Origin of the sequence: Mesorhizobium sp. B1-1-6, from assembly GCF_006443035.1 — a bacterium.
Lineage (GTDB): Bacteria > Pseudomonadota > Alphaproteobacteria > Rhizobiales > Rhizobiaceae > Mesorhizobium.
Genome location: NZ_VFWR01000003.1, coordinates 176,518 through 192,906 on the forward strand (window position 1 = coordinate 176,518; position 16,389 = coordinate 192,906).

The window sequence follows — 16,389 nt, forward strand, 5'->3', positions numbered from 1 at the left end:
GCGCAGCCACGGACAAACAGCCAGCCCCGCTCCGCGGAGCCAGCCGCAACACAGCCAAGGAATGATCGGTAAGGTCAGGCCGCCAGCCTGGCCAGCGCCCAGACCATCAGGGGCGAATCCGGGTAGGTCAGCAATCCGCCCAAACCGAGCGCGATGCCGTAGGGAACCCCGGTCGTCTCGTCCGCGAAGTGACGCAGGAACGGATTGCGGCCGGTAAAAACCGCAAGCGGCGACTTCCGGTAGACGAGAATGGCAAGCGTCAGCAAGCCGCCTATGAAGGTCGAGACCACGAGATACTCGACGAGCTGGATGTTGAGTCCCATCCACACGGCGGTCGCGGCCAGCAGCTTGGCATCACCGCCGCCCATGCCGCCCATTGCAAAGAGGCCGAACGTTGCGGCAAGAACCAGCGCGCCGGCGGCGAAATGCCAGCCATAGGCCGCCCATTCCATGCCGGTCAGCGGCGCAACCAGCGCGAAGACGACGACGAGCAGCACCGGCACGCGATTGGCGATCGTCATCGACAGCATGTCGGAGATCGCGGCGAACAGCATGCAGAACGGGAAGACGACGAAGATCAGGGCTTCAAGCATCGGCGCTATGCCTATTATCGGATTAAGCCGCACTCAATCTAAGCATGTTCGATTAACGATTGATGAGGCCCAGGGCAAAAAGACATTGAATAGAACAAGGGCCGCCAGGTGGCGGCCCTTGTCCAGAACGCAATCCAAGCGCTCAATATACTTGACGTCGTTCAGGGCGTCGGGACGTTGTTCAGGGACGTTCCGATAGCTTCGAACTTGGCGTTGATGGCGTTGCCAAGCGCGCCGGCGCCGACGATGATGGCGAGCGCGATGAGGGCGGCGATCAGACCATATTCGATAGCGGTCGCGCCGGATTCGTCCTTTACGAAACGTGCAATGAGATTAGACATTCGAGAGCTCCTACTCCACGTGTTACAGCACTTCCGTCAACTTCTGTGATGGTTGATCGGATGCTGCCAATCTAGGGAGAAGCTCTTTCGATCGACTTAATAAACAGCCTTACCGATTCCTTTCCCGGTTGGAACATATTGCGTGGTTAACTATGGGCTAAGCGCCGGCCGAGGCGCAATTCCCAGGCAAGCAGCCGCAAAAGAAACAGCTCCGCGGCGCGTATGACGATCGCGGCATATGGCGCCCGGGCCTGCTTAACCGTTGGTTCACCAATCTCGTTCATGTTCCGTTGAACAGTCCGCCCGCCTGGAGCGCGTCAATGGCCGAGCCGAAATCGTCGATCCTGATTGCCGTGCTTCTTGCCGCCGTGAGCTTTGTCATGCCCGCCAGGGCCGACACCGGCATCGAGGTCACCATGAACCAGGCCAAGATCGTCAAACTGTCGCGCCCCGCCGACACGATCGTGGTCGGCAACCCGGCAATCGCCGACGCGTCCGTGCAGGACGCCTCGACGATCGTGCTGACTGGCAAGGGCTTCGGCGTCACCAACCTCGTCGTCCTCGACCAGGATGGCAGCCCGATCATCGATGAACAGATCACCGTCGTGCGGCAGGCGGCCTCGTCGGTGCGCATCTACCGGCGCGCTGAAGTTCAGACCATGTCCTGCACGCCCTATTGCGAAAGCTCCTACAAGAGCGAAGCCGAAAAATCCTCAGAAGCCGAGATGAGCGTCAGCCGGTAGGCACGCGGTCCAGGTTAGCGGGTGGTTAAGGCGCCCGCGGCGACTTTAACGATCATTCAAACCGGACTTCAACTGGTTTGCACTAGTACACCTGCCGAGACCGTCTGGGGATGGGCAGGATCAGAGCATGAGCATCGAATTCGTCTCGACAAGCGACCGCAAGGCAAGACGGGCACGGCTTTTCGCACGCTTCGCCGGCGACCGCCGCGGCAGTACGGCACTGGAATTCGCGCTGCTCGCATTGCCGTTCGCGGTTCTTGTCTTCGCCATCCTGGAAAGCTGCATCTCATTTGCCGGCCAGGAAGTTATGGCCAACATCACCGACGACATCGCGCGCAAATTGCGCACCGGGCAGTTGAGACCGGCCGACGTCGCCGGGGACAAGTTGAAGACCATGATCTGCGACAAACTGAAGATCATCGTCTCGCAGGATTGCCCAAATCAGCTGGACGTGGACCTTCGCGCATATACCACGTTCGCCGACGCGGCCACGGCCAGCTTCAAGATCGAGAATGGCGAGATCATCTTGATGCAAGGCGCCAACTCGCAGCCCTTCGCGACCACGCCGGGCCTGGCAGAATCGAAGAACATGCTGCGGGTCTTCTACAAATGGCCCGTCATGACCGATCTTCTGGCTCAGTCGATGGGCGGTAACAAGACACTGCATTTTGCATCGGTGACCTGGCAGAACGAGCCATTCGACAACTGAGTTCGCGGCGGAAGCAAAAGCCAAGAAAAGGGCAACGGGCATGATGCGTGCGGGGGCACATCCAGAAATGGCAGGACGCTGGGGGAAGTGGGTCGGTTTCATACGCGATCGCCGCGGCATCGCGGCGGTCGAGTTCGCCCTGATCGTCCCCATCCTGCTGATCATGTATTTCATCACAATGGAGGCCTCTCAGGCCATCGAGACCAGCAAGAAGGTCAGCCGCATCGGCAGCATGGTCGCGGATCTGGTCACGCAGCAGCCGACCATCGTCAAGGCGGATCTGGATGCCATCATGAAGATCGGCACCTCCACCTTGCAGCCGTACAATCGCTCGAAGCCGGATATCACCATCACGGCAATACAGGTCACAACCGACACGCCGCCCAGGGTGAACGTGGTGTGGTCGCGCAAGGTGGTCAATGGTGCTTACAGTATCGGCACCGCCCTGCCCGCAACCACTACGGTTCCGGCAACGCTCAGGGTCGCAGGCACCTTTCTCATTCGTGTCGAAAGCAAACTTGGTTACAAACCGATCATCACCTGGTCCGCAGACAGCTCACAGACGGCCGGATTGACGACGGTCTTCAACAACATATCGATGGGCGAGACCTATTATCTGCGTCCGCGCAGAAGCCTGACGATCCCCTGCGGCGACTGCTGACGACCCTATCGCCGCACGCCACCGTCCGACACCAGACGCACGATGGCGTGCGCCATCTCGTAATCCTTGGGAACCACGGTGGCGAAACCGCCGGAATGCCTCGATTCCAGCAGGTCGTAGATGTCGGGCGTCGTCGATTTGAGATTGGTCAGGAAAACCGCCAACCGGCGCTTGGCTTCCGGGTCGAGATCGCTACGCACCGCGTGAGGACCGTATCTCAGCAAACCCGACGTCCATGCGACTTGAAGGGCGGTCGCCGAAAGCCCGGCGGCTTCGAGCCTTGCCTGCGTGCCCGATAGTCTTGGCTCGCCGTCGGCCGCCGCCGTCGCCCAGCCGAACAAGGCATCGGCCTGGCCATCGACCAGCATTCCTTCCGCGGCCGAGGCGGAACCGGCGTGAACCAGAAACGATGCGTCCTCTGCGATCTTGACGTGCTCGGCAGCCAGTCCGGCCAATGGCAAAAGAGAACCAATGCTGTCCGCCGGCGGCATGGCGATCCGGTGGGTTTCCATCGCGGCCAGGCTGGGCACCTTGCCATCCTTCGTCAGCAGCACGGCGCGGATGCCGACCGCGCCATCGGAATCGACCGGTGCCACAAGCGGTTCGACGCACTCGCAGCGTCTTGACGCCGTTGCATAGGCGGTCGCCGAGTAGACGGCATATTCGATGCGGGCATTGGCCTGCGCATCGATCAGCGCGGCATAGTCGCGGGCAACGACGAACTCCACCTTCATGCCCAGCGCGTTGGTAAAGGCCTCGGTCAACCGCGCCAGGCCTGGAACGGTGTTGGCTGCGCCGGGTTCGGCGACGATGCCGATGCGAAACGTGCCGATATCGTCACGCCAGTCGGCGCGCGCCGAGCCGGACCAGACCGCGCCTTGCGCGATCATGAGAGCGGCGCATGCCTTCAGGGCAGCTTTCATGGGAGACCCGGTCCTGCGATCCGTCAGTGAATTGGTTCCGGACTATCGCGCCGAGCGGTTGCCGTTTGGTTTCCGAATTGCCAATGCCGCCGTGGAACCCTATGTCTGGATGCTCAAACCGGCAACAATGTTCTCATGGCGCGTGCTTTCCTCTTCGTCCTGGATTCCTTCGGCATAGGCGGCGCCGCCGACGCCGAACGCTACGGCGATGCCGGTGCCAACACCTTCGCCCATATCACCGAGGCCTGTGCGGAAGGCCGCGCCGATCGCGAAGGACTTCGCCAGGGACCGTTGTTTGTTCCCAACATGGCGTCGCTCGGACTTGGCAAGGCTGCCGAGACCGCGACGGGGCTGGGCTTTGCCTCTTTCGGGACGGATCTCGTCGCCAATGCCTTCCACGGTGCCGCCCAGGAGGTTTCGAGCGGCAAGGACACGCCATCCGGCCATTGGGAGATAGCCGGCCTGCCGGTGCGTTTCGACTGGGGCTACTTTCCCGACGCGGTCCCGGCCTTTCCCTCCGAACTGACCGAGGCCATCATCCGCGAAGGCAAGGTGCCGGGCATTCTCGGCAACTGCCACGCGCCTGGCACCGAGATCATCGAACGGTTCGGTGAGGAGCACGTCCGCACGGGCAAGCCGATCTGCTACACCTCCGTGGACTCAGTCCTGCAAGTCGCCGCGCACGAGGTCCATTTCGGCCTGGAGCGGCTCTACGAATTCTGCAAGGTGGTGCGTCGCCTGGTTGATCCGTTGAGGATCGGAAGGGTGATCGCCCGACCGTTCGTCGGCGAGACGGCAGCCACTTTCGAGCGGACCTACAATCGACACGACTACGCCGTGCCGCCACCCGAGCCGACATTGCTCGACCGGCTGACGGCGCGTGGCAGCCGTGTCATCGCCGTCGGCAAGATCGGCGACATCTTTGCCCATCGGGGGATTTCGGAAGTGCGCAGGGCCGCGGGCAACATGGCCATGTTCGACCAGGCGCTTGATGCAATGGATGCGGCCCGCGACGGCGATCTCGTCTTCGCCAATTTCGTCGATTTCGACACCGAGTTCGGCCATCGCCGCGATGTTGCAGGTTATGCCGCCGCGCTCGAGGCCTTCGACCGGCGACTGTTGGAAGCATTCGCGAGATTGCGACAGGGCGATCTGCTGATCCTGACGGCCGACCACGGCAACGACCCGACCTGGCGCGGCACCGACCACACACGCGAACGGATTCCGGTGATCGGCATCGGACCGGGTCTGACGGGCGGCGACATCGGGCTGAGAACGACATTCTGCGACATTGGTGAAACCGTGGCCGAACATCTCGGGTTGGCGCACGGCCGCTACGGCACTTCCTTTTACCCGGATATGGGCGGCCATGCCTGAATTGCCCGAGGTCGAGACGGTCCGGCGCGGGCTGGAGCCGGTTCTGGAGGGTGCCCGCATCATCCGCGCCGAGGCACGCCGGCCGGACCTGCGTTTTCCATTCCCCGAAAAATTCGCCGAGCGGCTGATCGGCAAGACGATCACGGCGCTCGGACGCCGGGCCAAATATCTGACGATCGATCTCGAAGGCGGTCCCGCCCTGATCTGCCATCTCGGCATGTCGGGCTCGTTTCGCATCGAGACGGCCGACGCCGCCAAAATGCCCGGCGTGTTCCATCACGAGCGGTCGAAGAGTTCGACGCACGACCATGTCATCTTCGATGTCGCCTCTCGGGACGGCACCCGCTCGCGCGTGGTTTTCAATGATCCGCGCCGCTTCGGCTTCATGCTGTTTTGCGAAGGGCCGCCGGACACCCATCCGATGCTGGCGGGGCTCGGCGTCGAACCCACCGGCAATGCGCTTGATGGAGTGCTGCTGGCCTCGCTGCTGAAGGGCCGGAAATCGCCGCTGAAGGCCGCTCTTCTCGACCAGAGACTGATAGCCGGGCTCGGCAACATCTATGTCTCGGAGGCGCTATGGCGCGCCGGGCTGTCGCCGCTGCGCGAGGCGGGCACGATAGCCAAAGCCGGCAAGAAAGCGGGTGAGCAAAGCCGGGGGCTTGCCGTGGCGGTCCGCTCGGTCATCGCAGATGCCATTGCGGCCGGCGGATCGTCGCTGCGCGACTACATGCAGACCGACGGTTCGCTGGGCTATTTCCAGCACTCCTTCGCGGTGTATGACCGGGAGGGCGAACCCTGCTCCAAGCCTGGCTGCGGCGGCCATATCGAGCGCATCACGCAGAGCGGCCGCTCGACCTTCTATTGCCGGACCTGTCAGCGGTGAGCTAGATCGATCTTCAATTGCCTGGAAGAGGAGCCGAAGCCATGGCCTATGAAACGATCGTCGTTGAAACCAGGGGCAAGGTCGGGCTGATCACCTTGAACCGGCCGAAGGCGCTCAATGCGCTGAATTCCCAGGTCATGGCGGAATTGGTGGCCGCGGTAAACGTGTTCGGGGCAGATGACGGCATCGGCGCGATGGTCGTCACCGGTTCCGAGAAGGCCTTCGCCGCAGGCGCCGACATCAAGGAAATGCAGTCGATTTCCTACGTCGATGCCTACATCAAAGACTTTTTCGTCGGCTGGGAAGAATTGACCCGGGCGCGCAAGCCGATCATCGCGGCGGTGGCGGGCTATGCGCTGGGCGGCGGCTGCGAACTGGCGATGATGTGCGACTTCATCATCGCCGCCGACACGGCAAAATTCGGCCAGCCCGAAATCACGCTCGGCGTCATTCCCGGCATGGGCGGCTCACAACGCCTGACCCGGTTCGTCGGCAAGTCGAAGGCGATGGACATGTGCCTGACCGGGCGGATGATGGATGCCGCGGAGGCCGAGCGTTCCGGGCTGGTCTCGCGCGTCGTGCCTGCCGGCGAGCTTGTCGAGGAGGCCGTCAAGGCGGCGGCCAGGATCGCCGATTTTTCGCTGCCGTCGGTGATGATGGCAAAGGAAGCCGTCAACCGAGCCTATGAAACGACGCTCGCCGAGGGGCTGCGGTTCGAACGTCGACTGTTCCATTCGCTGTTTGCGCTCGACGACCAGAAGGAAGGCATGGCGGCCTTCGCCGAGAAGCGCAAGCCGAATTTCACCAATCGCTGACAGCGCACCTCCGGGGCGCGAAATGCTTCGGCGTGGCTGAAAAAATGCTCCGGCGCGACGACAGCCAAAAAGAACGCCAGCCAGCGTTGACGCGCCGGGAAAGCTGAACTATAAGCCGCACCAACCGAGGCGGCCCTGTGGCTGCCCGTTTGTTTTTTGTGCCCTGCGGCATGCCGCATGCGCCGACCAGATCAGAAGAGAGGCATCATGGCCAATACATCCTCGGCCAAAAAGGCAACGCGCAAGATCGTCCGCCGCGCGGCGATCAATAAAAACCGCCGCTCGCGCGTCCGCACTTATGTGCGCCAGGTCGAGGAGGCGCTCGCCTCCGGCGACAAGGCCGCCGCGCAGGCGGCGTTCAAGGCCGCCGAGCCGGAATTGATGCGTGCCGCGACAAAGGGCGTGATCCACAAGAACACCGCGGCCCGCAAGGTTTCACGGCTGGCCCAGCGCCTCAAGGTGCTGTCGGCCTGACGTCCCTTTCCGGACTGATCTTCTGAGAACCCGGCCGATAGTGCCGGGTTTTTTCGTTTGCCGGCAAGCACTTAAAAAGAATACTCGGAAACGGCGTCGAAAGCGGAGTTTGCGGTCCGAAATGCTTTGCCGGCATATGCGTGCCGGCTGATGGTCCAGATACTTGAAAAGTGTCGGCTAAAAAATTCTCCCTCCGCAGAAATAATCAATATTTCCCAGCTAGTTACAGATAGTCATCCACACGTTGTCCACAGCGCGGCGAAGCGCCAGGAGAACAACTGGCTGTCAAGCGATTTATTTCACAAAATTTCGCGCCAGCCCGGCTTTTTCATATTCGCCGGAAAAGGGTTTGAATCACAATGGCTTTGTCAAACTATAGTGCTGCCGCATGGCGCTTCGGCGCGCCGGACCTAACCAGATTCCTTAAAAATCCGTTAGACGTGGCCTTGCCCTATCCACAGCGATTTCGGTAATGTCGGTCCATCGAAAGGGATGGGCCGGGTGGCCCTGACCCAGCCTGAATGGGCCAGCTTAAATTGGCGGGGTTTGTGGCGCGGATCAAGTCCGCGGACAGGGTTGGTTTGCTCTTTTTCGATACGGTAGGGGACTGGCGTAACTATACATGGCAGGTCGACAGCGCCGGCGATTTTCGCCGGACGGTGTTGCATTGCCCTGACATACCCAACACGGACTGGCTTCCATGGGCCGGCACCGGTTCCCTGGATAATGGGCGACGTTCATCTGCCGGCGGCGGCAGCGGGCGTCGCAGCAAAGCGCAGTCGCTGGAACACGGATGCAGGAGGCGCATCCCCGGCGGAAAAACAGGTACAGAGACAAGGAACTCGATCATGCAGAGCGGCGTCGAAAGGGAGCTTACCAATGACATCCCATTTTCAGGAAATCTGATCGGAGCTGATGAGATGGCGGCTTCCAGCGACGCGGAACAGAAGTTCGACCGGGTCAAGGCCCAGTTGAAGGCGCGCTTGGGAACCGAAGTCTATTCGAGCTGGTTCGGGCGCATGAAGGTCGCGGAGGCTTCAAAGGGCATCGTTCGCATTTCGGTGCCCACTGCCTTCCTGCGCTCGTGGATCAACGGCCATTATCTCGACCTTATCTGCGAGCTTTGGAAGCACGAGGATCCGGAGATCCTCAAGATCGAGATCATCGTGCGCACAGCCACCCGACAGGGACGCAGCCATGCCGAACCGGAATTGGCGCCGGCGCGCAAGATGACGCGACAAACGCAGACGGCGCTGGCCGCCGGCACCGTAAGCCCCGGCAGGCTGGAGCGGGCTCCGGCGCCGCGCCCGGGCATGCCGGCCGAGAGCGAGTTCCGCCACAATGTGCTGGGATCGCCGCTCGATCCGCGTTACACGTTCGCCTCTTTCATCGAAGGGCCGTCGAACCGGGTGGCCTTCGCCGCGGCCAAGGCCGTGGCGGAATCGCAGTCGAGCGCGGTGCGCTTCAACCCGCTCTTCCTTCATGCGACGGTCGGCCTCGGCAAGACCCATTTGTTGCAGGCTATCGCCGCGGAATCGCTGAAGCAGAACCCGAAATCGCGCGTCGTCTACCTGACGGCGGAATATTTCATGTGGCGCTTCGCCACCGCGATCCGCGACAACAATGCCTTGACGCTCAAGGAACAGCTTCGCGATATCGACCTGCTCATCATCGACGACATGCAATTCCTGCAGGGCAAGTCGATCCAGCACGAATTCTGCCATCTGATCAACATGCTGCTCGACAGCGCCAAGCAGGTCGTCGTCGCCGCCGACCGGCCCCCGTCGGAACTGGAATCCCTCGAACCGCGGGTCCGCTCGCGCCTCAATGGCGGCGTCGCGCTCGAAATGTCGGCCCCCGATTTCGCCATGCGCCTGGGCATGCTCAAGCTGCGCCTCGCCACCGCCAGGCACGACGACGCTTCCCTCGACATCTCCGACGAGATCCTCAATCACGTCGCCCGCACGGTGACCGGCAGCGGCCGCGAACTGGAAGGCGCCTTCAATCAACTCCTGTTCCGCCAGTCGTTCGAGCCGCAGATCACCATCGATCGCATCGACGAGATCCTCGGCCATATCTACCGCACCGGCGAGCCGAAGCGGGTCCGTATCGAGGATATTCAGCGCATCGTCGCGCGGCACTACAATGTGTCGAAGACCGAGTTGCTGTCCAACAGGCGCACGCGCACCATCGTCAAGCCGAGGCAGGTCGCCATGTATCTGTCCAAGGTGATGACGCCGCGCTCGCTGCCCGAGATCGGGCGGCGCTTCGGCGGCCGCGACCACACAACGGTGCTGCACGCAGTGCGCAAGATCGAGGATCTTTCCGGCGGCGACAACACGCTGGCGCAGGAACTGGAACTGTTGAGACGGTTGATCAACGACCAGGCCTGAGCCGTTCGAAAACGCCTGGCGGCGTGCTTCGCCGCCTTTATCCCCAGAAAGCCCGCGTAGCCGGCCCGAACCGGTCGCGCGGGCTTGCGTTTGCTGGTTTTTTCCTGTCAGTTTACGCAGATTCTGAAGCCTGTTCAGACCTTTCGCGGGACGCCGCCAGCCGGAGACCCGCTCATTCATTCAAGCGAGCCTGGTTCGTCATGCGTGTTATCCTGGAACGGTCAAATCTCCTGAAGTCGCTCAACCACGTCCACCGCGTGGTCGAACGGCGCAACACCATACCGATCCTGTCCAACGTGCTGCTCAGCGCCGAAGGCGCCAGCCTGGAAATGAAGGCCACCGACCTCGACCTGGAGGTGACGGAAGCGACGCCGGCCAAGGTCGAGCGGGGTGGCGCGACAACGGTTCCGGCGCATCTGCTCTACGACATCGTGCGCAAGCTTTCCGACGGTGCCGAGGTGATGCTGAAGACGGACGAGGACGGCAACGCCATGACGGTGACCTCCGGCCGCTCGAGCTTCCGACTGCAATGCCTGCCGCAATCGGACTTCCCCGAGCTTTCGGCCGGATCCTTCTCGCATATCTTCCGGCTCGACTCGGTCGCGCTCAAGGGGCTGATCGAGAAGACCCAGTTCGCCATCTCCACCGAGGAGACGCGCTATTATCTCAACGGCATCTATCTTCACACACATGAGGTCGGCGGCAAGCTGAAGCTGCGCTCGGTGGCGACCGACGGCCATCGCCTGGCGCGCGCCGAGATCGACGCGCCGGCGGGTTCCGAAGGCATGCCAGGCATCATCATACCGCGCAAGACGGTCAGCGAATTGCAGAAGCTGGTCGATGATCCCGACGTGGCGGTCACCACCGAACTGTCGGACACCAAGATCCGCTTCACCATCGGCAGCGTCATCCTGACTTCCAAGCTGATCGACGGCACCTTCCCCGATTATCAGCGGGTCATTCCCACCGGCAACGACAAGAAGCTGATCATCGACCGCCAGAGCTTCGCGGCCGCCGTCGACCGCGTCTCGACCATCTCCTCCGAACGCGGGCGCGCGGTGAAGCTTTCGATCAGTGAGGGCCAGGTGACGCTTGCGGTCAACAATCCGGATTCGGGCAGCGCCACCGAGGAGTTGGCCGCCGACTATTCAGCCGACCCGATCGAGATCGGCTTCAACGCCAAGTACCTGCTCGACGTTGCCGCACAATTGACCGGTTCAGAGGCCCGGTTCATGTTGGCCGACGCCGGTTCGCCAACGCTGATCCACGACATGGCCGATGAAACCGCGCTTTATGTGCTGATGCCGATGCGGGTGTAGAGCAGTAGCGGTTGCCGGCACAAACCCATATAAGTAAGCTTACACTTACCAATTTCCGCAACTATGCGGCGCTGTCGGTCGAGCTTGAGCCGGGCGCGGTGGTGTTTTCCGGTGACAATGGCGCTGGCAAAACCAATCTGCTGGAAGCGATTTCCCTGTTGACGCCGGGCCGCGGCCTGCGCCGCGCGCCTTACGCGGACGTCGCGCGTGAGGGCGGTGACGGCGGCTTTGCGCTGCACGCACGGCTCGACGGACCTGACGGCCAAGTCGAGATAGGGACGGGCATTTCGGGTGGCGACAGTCTTGGCGAGGGCGGCAGACGGGTGCGCATCAACGGCGCCACGGCGCGATCCGCCGAGGACATGCTGGAATGGCTGCGCGTCGTGTGGCTGACGCCGGCCATGGATGCTCTGTTCACCGGACCGGCCGCGGACCGCCGGCGCTTTCTCGACCGGCTGGTGCTGGCGATCGATCCAGGCCACGGACAGCGCGCCCTCGACTATGAAAAGGCGATGCGCGGCCGGAACCGGTTGCTGACGGAAGGTTCGCGGGATTTGAGCTGGTTCGAGGCGATCGAGATGCAGATGGCCGAGACGGGCGTGGCGATCGCCGCGGCGCGCGCCGAAATGGTGCGCCTTCTGGCCGCCATGATCGACAGGCTGCCCGACAGCGGCCCGTTTCCGCAGGCCGATATCGGCCTGTCGGGCGATCTGGAAGCCGAGATCGCCACCATGCCGGCTGTCGACGTCGAGGAGCGGTTCCGCCGCACGCTCGCCGGGGGCCGCGACCGCGACCGCGCCGCCGGGCGCACGCTCGAGGGCCCGCACCGCTCCGATCTCGTGGTCCGGCACCGACCCAAGGCGATGCCGGCGGCGCTGTGTTCGACCGGCGAACAGAAAGCCTTGCTTGTCGGCATTGTCCTGTCGCATGCCAGATTGACCGGCGAGATGTCCGGCTTGACGCCAATCCTGCTGCTCGACGAGATCGCGGCACATCTCGATGGTGGCCGGCGTGCGGCGCTGTTCTCGATCCTGGAGGAATTGAACTGCCAGGCTTTCATGACGGGAACCGATGCTGCGCTGTTTTCCAGCCTGGCGGGCCGGGCGCAGTTCCTGATCGTGGATCACGGCACGGTCGCGCCGATTGCTGTGTGAGCACCTGACAAGGTTTTTCTCCCGCTATATGGTCGAGCCATGATCGCCACCGCCCTCACCGACGAAGAACTCGAACGCTATGCCCGCCACATCGTGCTGCCCGAAATTGGCGGCGCCGGCCAGCAGCGCCTGAAGCGCGCGCGGGTGCTGGTCATCGGCGCCGGCGGATTGGGCGCACCAGTGCTTGAATATCTTGCCGCAGCCGGCGTCGGCACGCTCGGCGTGATCGACGACGACACGGTTTCGCTCTCCAACCTGCAGCGGCAGGTGATTCACGGCACGGACACTGTCGGCATGCTGAAAACCCACAGCGCCAAGGCGGCAATCGCCCGCATCAATCCCAACACCGCTGTCGAAATCCACACATTGCGCCTGACCGCGGACAATGCCCAAGCCCTCGTCGCCCGTTACGACGTGGTCGTCGACGGGTCCGACAATTTCGAGACGCGCTATGTCGTGGCCGATGCCTGCGCGGCGGAGGGAAAGCCGCTGGTGCACGCCGCCGTGGGCCGTTTCGATGGCTCCGTGACCGTGCTGATGCCGTTCCAAGCCGATAGGGACGGCACCTCCAACCCCGGCTACCGCGACCTCTTCCCGGAGGCCCCACCGCCGGGTCTGGTGCCGTCCTGTGCCGAGGCCGGGGTGCTTGGCGTGCTGACTGGGGTGATTGGCACGTTGCAGGCGATGGAAGCCATCAAGCTGATCACCGGCATTGGCGAGCCGCTGATCGGACGACTGCTGCTCTATGACGCGCTGGCCGCGCGTTTCGAGACCATCCGCTACAAGAGACGAAACTGACGTTGACGCGCACTGCCGATATCGCCATCACCCGGATTCCGGCCGATTTCGACCGCTGGAACGAAGTGCTCGCCCTGATCCTGCGCGCATTCGCCTTCATGGACGGCATCATCGACCCGCCGTCCTCGGCGCACCTGCTCACCGCGGAAACCTTGCGCGACAAAGCCCGCCGCGAGACCGGCATGCTGGCGCTCAGCGGCAACAGGATCGTCGGCTGCATCTTCGCCCTGGAACGAACCGACCACCTCTATGTCGGCAAGCTCGCCGTCACGCCGGACTGTCAGGGCCAGGGCATCGGCAGGTTGTTGATGCAAGCCGTCCAGGATTTTGCCCGCAGCCGCGGCAAGGCCGCAATCGAGCTGCAGACGCGAATCGAGCTGGCTGGGAACCAGGCAGCCTTTGCCCGGCTCGGTTTCGCGAGACCGTGAGAACGGCGCATGAAGGTTATGCGCGACCGACTTCGGTCACCATGCGCAAGACTGTTTCGTAAGTTTCCACTTACATTATGTTGCGAAGCCGCTCAGGTCCTGAGCGGCAGCACGCGATCCGGCGGGCGGTGGCCGTCGACGAAGGCGCGGATGTTGATGATCACCTTCTCGCCCATGTCGATGCGGCCCTCGAGCGTCGCCGACCCCATATGCGGCAAAAGCACGACCTTGCCCTTGGTCGCGAGCTTGAGCAGTTTTCCGTTCAATGCGGGCTCGTGCTCATAGACGTCGAGTCCGGCGCCAGCGATCCTGCCATCCTGAATCAGCTTGACCAGCGCCTCCTCGTCGATGATGTCACCGCGCGCGGTGTTGACGATATAGGCGGTGGGCTGGAGCAGCGCCAGCCGCCGCGCCGAAAGCAGATGGAAGGTCGCCGGCGTCGAGGGGCAGTTGACCGAGATGATGTCCATGCGGGCCAGCATCTGATCGAGGCTTTCCCAATAGGTCGCCTCCAGCCCGTCCTCGACCGCCTGCAGCACGCGATGGCGGTTGTGATAGTGGATGGAGAGGCCGAAAGCCTTGGCACGCCTGGCAACGGCGGTGCCGATACGCCCCATGCCGACAATGCCGAGCCGTTTGCCCCAGATGCGCCGGCCAAGCATCCATGTCGGCGACCAGCCGGCCCATTTCTTGTCGCCGGTGAGTACATTGGCGCCCTCCGCCAGCCGGCGCGGCACCGCCAGCATCAGCGCCATCGTCATGTCGGCCGTATCCTCGGTCAGCACGTTGGGCGTGTTGGTTACGGTGATGCCTTTCTTGGCCGCGGCCGCCACGTCGATCTTGTCGACGCCATTGCCGAAATTGGCGATCAGCTTGAGGTTTTCGCCGGCCTGGGCGATCAATGCCGCGTCGATGCGGTCGGTCACCGTCGGCACCAGCACGTCGGCCTCCTTGACCGCCGCGACCAGTTCCGGTTGCGTCATCGGCCTGTCCTCGACGTTCAGCCTTGCGTCGAACAGCTCGCGCATGCGGGTCTCGACAGGGTCGGGCAGTTTTCGCGTGATGACCACGAGAGGCTTCTTTTTGCCTGCCATTGTTTCCCTCGTTGAGACCTCTTTAACCAAGACCGGCGAAACTGGAAGCCGGTCGCGGTAGCCGATTTACCCATGTACCAAGCGGTGCCGCCGAAGACAAAGAAAAAGGGGCGCCGGGGCCGGCAGGCCAGCGCCGAAAGGAACGAAAGTGTCTGGTTTCGCGTCGCTTCGCCTGACCCTCAGCGCAGCATTTCTCGGCGCTCTGCTCTATTCACCCCAACTGTGCGCGCAAGGTGCAGCAGCCCCCGCCCAGAGCGTCGTCACGCTCGGGCCGAGCGGCCTGCCGCTGCCACGATTCGTCAGCCTGAAATCCGGCCGCGTCAATTCGCGTGTCGGGCCGGGCGCCAACTACTCGGTCGACTGGATGTATCTGAAGGCAGGCCTGCCGATGGAGATCATCCAGGAATTCGACACATGGCGCCGCGTGCGCGACGCCGACGGTTCGGAAGGTTGGATCAACCAGTCGCTGCTTTCGGGCCGGCGCACGGCGATCGTGGCGCCGTGGCAGCGCGGCAAGGGCGCCCAGATCAATCTCCTCAGGAGCCCCGAAAAGGACGCCAGCGTGGTGGCGATCGTCGAGCCGGGCGTCATGGGCACGATCAAATCCTGCGACGGCCAGTGGTGCGAAATGACGCTCGATGGCCACACCGGCTGGCTCGCCCAATCCGTCGTCTGGGGCGCCTATCCCGGCGAACGGGTCAAGGACTGATTTTTGGCCTTGCCGCGACTCGTTTGAACCGCAGGCCGGACCGTTTAGCGGCCGATGCGGCCGAGATGGGTATCCTGAAAGCTGCTCGACAGCTTCAAGCCGTAACCCAGCGCGCGATCGATAGCGATGTGGGCGATCCAGATCAATGCAACCGCTAGAGCGGCTGCATTGCCGAACAGGCTGCCGGCAAGCACCAAAAACACCGGTGGGACCAAGATGTGGAAGGCATTGTAGCAGGCGGCGCCGACGCGCGGCCCGGCGAGATAGCCGAACATGGACAGATCAGGCGCCAGGATCAACAAGGCGAACAACCACCAGGACGCACCGGCGAGTGCATAAAAGACGATAGCGGACACCGCGACAGCGGCCCATTCCAGCCGGACAGCCAGATCGAGGGGTTTCATTCCCGGCCGTTCATACGTGCCTGGCCGTGCATACGTGCCTGACCGTCGGTCATTCGGCGCGTTTGGGGCGCAGTCTCACCACGATGTCGACATTGGCGATCTCCATCCCCTCGGGTGGTTCCGGTAGGTTGGCGACAGTGACCGGACCATTGGCGATGTCGAAAATCCGGTTTTCGCCTTCGATATAGAAATGGTGATGATCGGAGGTGTTGGTGTCGAAATAGGTTTTGGCGCCCTCGACAGCCAGAATGCGCAGGAGTCCCGCCTGGGTGAACTGGTGAAGGGCGTTGTAGACGGTGGCCAGCGACACCGGCACGCCGGCGGCGACGGCCTCCTCGTGCAGTTCCTCGGCCGAGAGATGGCGGTCGCCCTTGGCGAAAAGCAGGTCGGCAAGCGCAATGCGCTGCCGTGTCGGCCTCAGGCCGGCTTCACGAACCCGCTTGTCCACAGCGACATTTTCCTTCCGGCAGCCCCGGTCCATCTGGTCGTCCAAGCTCACAGTTCCGCCTCAAGACACGTCCAGAATGGCAAAAAAATGGATGTCTGCCGAAACCGGACCCCTTTCGACATA

18 protein-coding genes and 1 pseudogene are annotated in these 16,389 nt (G+C 62.7%); 13 read left to right on the top strand and 6 right to left on the bottom strand.

All coding sequences use genetic code 11. The features are described from left to right. Positions 1 to 74 precede the first annotated feature (74 nt). Positions 75 to 593 carry a prepilin peptidase gene (locus FJ979_RS07475; RefSeq protein ID WP_140513204.1) on the bottom strand — a complete coding sequence of 173 codons (519 nt, stop codon included), beginning with the start codon at positions 591 to 593 and terminating at the stop codon, positions 75 to 77. A gap of 161 nt (positions 594 to 754) precedes the next feature. Then, complete coding sequence (locus FJ979_RS07480; RefSeq protein WP_140496730.1) at positions 755 to 934, bottom strand: Flp family type IVb pilin; 180 nt, start codon at positions 932 to 934, stop codon at positions 755 to 757. 320 nt (positions 935 to 1,254) lie between these two features. Here FJ979_RS07480 and FJ979_RS07485 point away from each other — a divergent pair, with 320 nt between their 5' ends. The 3 genes from FJ979_RS07485 (at position 1,255) to FJ979_RS07495 (ending at position 3,047) form a co-directional block, all read left to right on the top strand. Continuing rightward, complete coding sequence (locus tag FJ979_RS07485) at positions 1,255 to 1,677, top strand: pilus assembly protein N-terminal domain-containing protein (protein WP_140496732.1); 423 nt, start codon at positions 1,255 to 1,257, stop codon at positions 1,675 to 1,677. Between the two features lie 127 nt (positions 1,678 to 1,804). Next, on the top strand, positions 1,805 to 2,386 hold the full coding sequence (locus FJ979_RS07490; RefSeq protein WP_140513202.1) for a TadE/TadG family type IV pilus assembly protein: 582 nt from the start codon (positions 1,805 to 1,807) through the stop codon (positions 2,384 to 2,386). Between the two features lie 40 nt (positions 2,387 to 2,426). Further along, positions 2,427 to 3,047: a TadE/TadG family type IV pilus assembly protein gene (locus FJ979_RS07495; RefSeq protein ID WP_140513200.1), complete on the top strand. Its 621-nt coding sequence runs from the start codon at positions 2,427 to 2,429 to the stop codon at positions 3,045 to 3,047. A 5-nt stretch (positions 3,048 to 3,052) separates the two neighbouring features. Here the strand turns inward: FJ979_RS07495 and FJ979_RS07500 are convergent, their stop codons facing one another. After that, entirely contained in the window at positions 3,053 to 3,970 is a 918-nt protein-coding gene (locus FJ979_RS07500; RefSeq protein WP_140513198.1) for a PhnD/SsuA/transferrin family substrate-binding protein, read from the bottom strand. 135 nt (positions 3,971 to 4,105) lie between these two features. On the opposite strand from FJ979_RS07500, the gene FJ979_RS07505 reads away from it, so the two are divergent. The 9 genes and pseudogenes from FJ979_RS07505 (at position 4,106) to FJ979_RS07545 (ending at position 13,673) form a co-directional block, all read left to right on the top strand. Next, positions 4,106 to 5,347 (top strand): phosphopentomutase, encoded by a 1,242-nt coding sequence (locus tag FJ979_RS07505; protein WP_140513196.1) that lies wholly within the window; start codon positions 4,106 to 4,108, stop codon positions 5,345 to 5,347. After that, a complete protein-coding gene (gene mutM, locus FJ979_RS07510; protein WP_140513194.1) occupies positions 5,340 to 6,230 on the top strand; it encodes a bifunctional DNA-formamidopyrimidine glycosylase/DNA-(apurinic or apyrimidinic site) lyase in 891 nt (296 codons plus the stop codon). Before FJ979_RS07505 ends, mutM begins: the two co-directional genes overlap by 8 nt. A gap of 41 nt (positions 6,231 to 6,271) precedes the next feature. Then, the gene (locus FJ979_RS07515; RefSeq protein WP_140513192.1) at positions 6,272 to 7,045 is read left to right on the top strand and encodes an enoyl-CoA hydratase; all 774 of its coding nucleotides are present in this window, start codon (positions 6,272 to 6,274) and stop codon (positions 7,043 to 7,045) included. A 207-nt stretch (positions 7,046 to 7,252) separates the two neighbouring features. Continuing rightward, positions 7,253 to 7,519 (top strand): 30S ribosomal protein S20, encoded by a 267-nt coding sequence (gene rpsT / locus FJ979_RS07520; protein WP_140496747.1) that lies wholly within the window; start codon positions 7,253 to 7,255, stop codon positions 7,517 to 7,519. A gap of 848 nt (positions 7,520 to 8,367) precedes the next feature. Next, positions 8,368 to 9,912, top strand: a complete 1,545-nt coding sequence (gene dnaA, locus FJ979_RS07525; protein WP_140496749.1) for a chromosomal replication initiator protein DnaA — start codon at positions 8,368 to 8,370, stop codon at positions 9,910 to 9,912. Positions 9,913 to 10,112: 200 nt separating this feature from the next. Next, the gene (gene dnaN, locus FJ979_RS07530; protein WP_140496751.1) at positions 10,113 to 11,231 is read left to right on the top strand and encodes a DNA polymerase III subunit beta; all 1,119 of its coding nucleotides are present in this window, start codon (positions 10,113 to 10,115) and stop codon (positions 11,229 to 11,231) included. Between the two features lie 11 nt (positions 11,232 to 11,242). Further along, positions 11,243 to 12,385: a DNA replication/repair protein RecF gene (gene recF / locus FJ979_RS07535; protein ID WP_140580414.1), complete on the top strand. Its 1,143-nt coding sequence runs from the start codon at positions 11,243 to 11,245 to the stop codon at positions 12,383 to 12,385. Between the two features lie 39 nt (positions 12,386 to 12,424). After that, positions 12,425 to 13,183, top strand: coding sequence for a molybdopterin-synthase adenylyltransferase MoeB (locus FJ979_RS07540; RefSeq protein WP_140560889.1), 759 nt, complete (start codon positions 12,425 to 12,427; stop codon positions 13,181 to 13,183). Positions 13,184 to 13,185: 2 nt separating this feature from the next. Then, positions 13,186 to 13,673 (top strand): annotated as a pseudogene (locus tag FJ979_RS07545) (GNAT family N-acetyltransferase). A 30-nt stretch (positions 13,674 to 13,703) separates the two neighbouring features. On the opposite strand, the gene FJ979_RS07550 reads toward FJ979_RS07545, so the two are convergent. Further along, positions 13,704 to 14,705 (bottom strand): D-glycerate dehydrogenase, encoded by a 1,002-nt coding sequence (locus FJ979_RS07550; protein ID WP_140496760.1) that lies wholly within the window; start codon positions 14,703 to 14,705, stop codon positions 13,704 to 13,706. Positions 14,706 to 14,853: 148 nt separating this feature from the next. Here FJ979_RS07550 and FJ979_RS07555 point away from each other — a divergent pair, with 148 nt between their 5' ends. Continuing rightward, complete coding sequence (locus FJ979_RS07555; RefSeq protein WP_140496762.1) at positions 14,854 to 15,414, top strand: SH3 domain-containing protein; 561 nt, start codon at positions 14,854 to 14,856, stop codon at positions 15,412 to 15,414. Positions 15,415 to 15,458: 44 nt separating this feature from the next. Here the strand turns inward: FJ979_RS07555 and FJ979_RS07560 are convergent, their stop codons facing one another. Both FJ979_RS07560 and irrA read right to left on the bottom strand, forming a co-directional pair. After that, complete coding sequence (locus tag FJ979_RS07560; RefSeq protein ID WP_140580416.1) at positions 15,459 to 15,818, bottom strand: DUF4260 domain-containing protein; 360 nt, start codon at positions 15,816 to 15,818, stop codon at positions 15,459 to 15,461. 49 nt (positions 15,819 to 15,867) lie between these two features. Next, entirely contained in the window at positions 15,868 to 16,299 is a 432-nt protein-coding gene (gene irrA / locus FJ979_RS07565) for an iron response transcriptional regulator IrrA (protein WP_181167354.1), read from the bottom strand. Between the last annotated feature and the right edge of the window lie 90 nt (positions 16,300 to 16,389).

Excerpts from the sequence above, each read along its gene's own strand:
- rpsT (WP_140496747.1), top strand. The coding sequence starts at position 7,253 with ATGGCCAATACATCCTCGGCCAAAAAGGCAACGCGCAAGATCGTCCGC.
- FJ979_RS07500 (WP_140513198.1), bottom strand. The coding sequence starts at position 3,970 with ATGAAAGCTGCCCTGAAGGCATGCGCCGCTCTCATGATCGCGCAAGGC.
- dnaA (WP_140496749.1), top strand. The coding sequence starts at position 8,368 with ATGCAGAGCGGCGTCGAAAGGGAGCTTACCAATGACATCCCATTTTCA.
- FJ979_RS07480 (WP_140496730.1), bottom strand. The coding sequence starts at position 934 with ATGTCTAATCTCATTGCACGTTTCGTAAAGGACGAATCCGGCGCGACC.
- FJ979_RS07475 (WP_140513204.1), bottom strand. The coding sequence starts at position 593 with ATGCTTGAAGCCCTGATCTTCGTCGTCTTCCCGTTCTGCATGCTGTTC.
- FJ979_RS07490 (WP_140513202.1), top strand. The coding sequence starts at position 1,805 with ATGAGCATCGAATTCGTCTCGACAAGCGACCGCAAGGCAAGACGGGCA.
- FJ979_RS07485 (WP_140496732.1), top strand. The coding sequence starts at position 1,255 with ATGGCCGAGCCGAAATCGTCGATCCTGATTGCCGTGCTTCTTGCCGCC.
- FJ979_RS07515 (WP_140513192.1), top strand. The coding sequence starts at position 6,272 with ATGGCCTATGAAACGATCGTCGTTGAAACCAGGGGCAAGGTCGGGCTG.
- FJ979_RS07560 (WP_140580416.1), bottom strand. The coding sequence starts at position 15,818 with ATGAAACCCCTCGATCTGGCTGTCCGGCTGGAATGGGCCGCTGTCGCG.
- dnaN (WP_140496751.1), top strand. The coding sequence starts at position 10,113 with ATGCGTGTTATCCTGGAACGGTCAAATCTCCTGAAGTCGCTCAACCAC.
- mutM (WP_140513194.1), top strand. The coding sequence starts at position 5,340 with ATGCCTGAATTGCCCGAGGTCGAGACGGTCCGGCGCGGGCTGGAGCCG.
- FJ979_RS07505 (WP_140513196.1), top strand. The coding sequence starts at position 4,106 with ATGGCGCGTGCTTTCCTCTTCGTCCTGGATTCCTTCGGCATAGGCGGC.
- FJ979_RS07540 (WP_140560889.1), top strand. The coding sequence starts at position 12,425 with ATGATCGCCACCGCCCTCACCGACGAAGAACTCGAACGCTATGCCCGC.
- irrA (WP_181167354.1), bottom strand. The coding sequence starts at position 16,299 with ATGGACCGGGGCTGCCGGAAGGAAAATGTCGCTGTGGACAAGCGGGTT.
- FJ979_RS07495 (WP_140513200.1), top strand. The coding sequence starts at position 2,427 with ATGATGCGTGCGGGGGCACATCCAGAAATGGCAGGACGCTGGGGGAAG.
- FJ979_RS07550 (WP_140496760.1), bottom strand. The coding sequence starts at position 14,705 with ATGGCAGGCAAAAAGAAGCCTCTCGTGGTCATCACGCGAAAACTGCCC.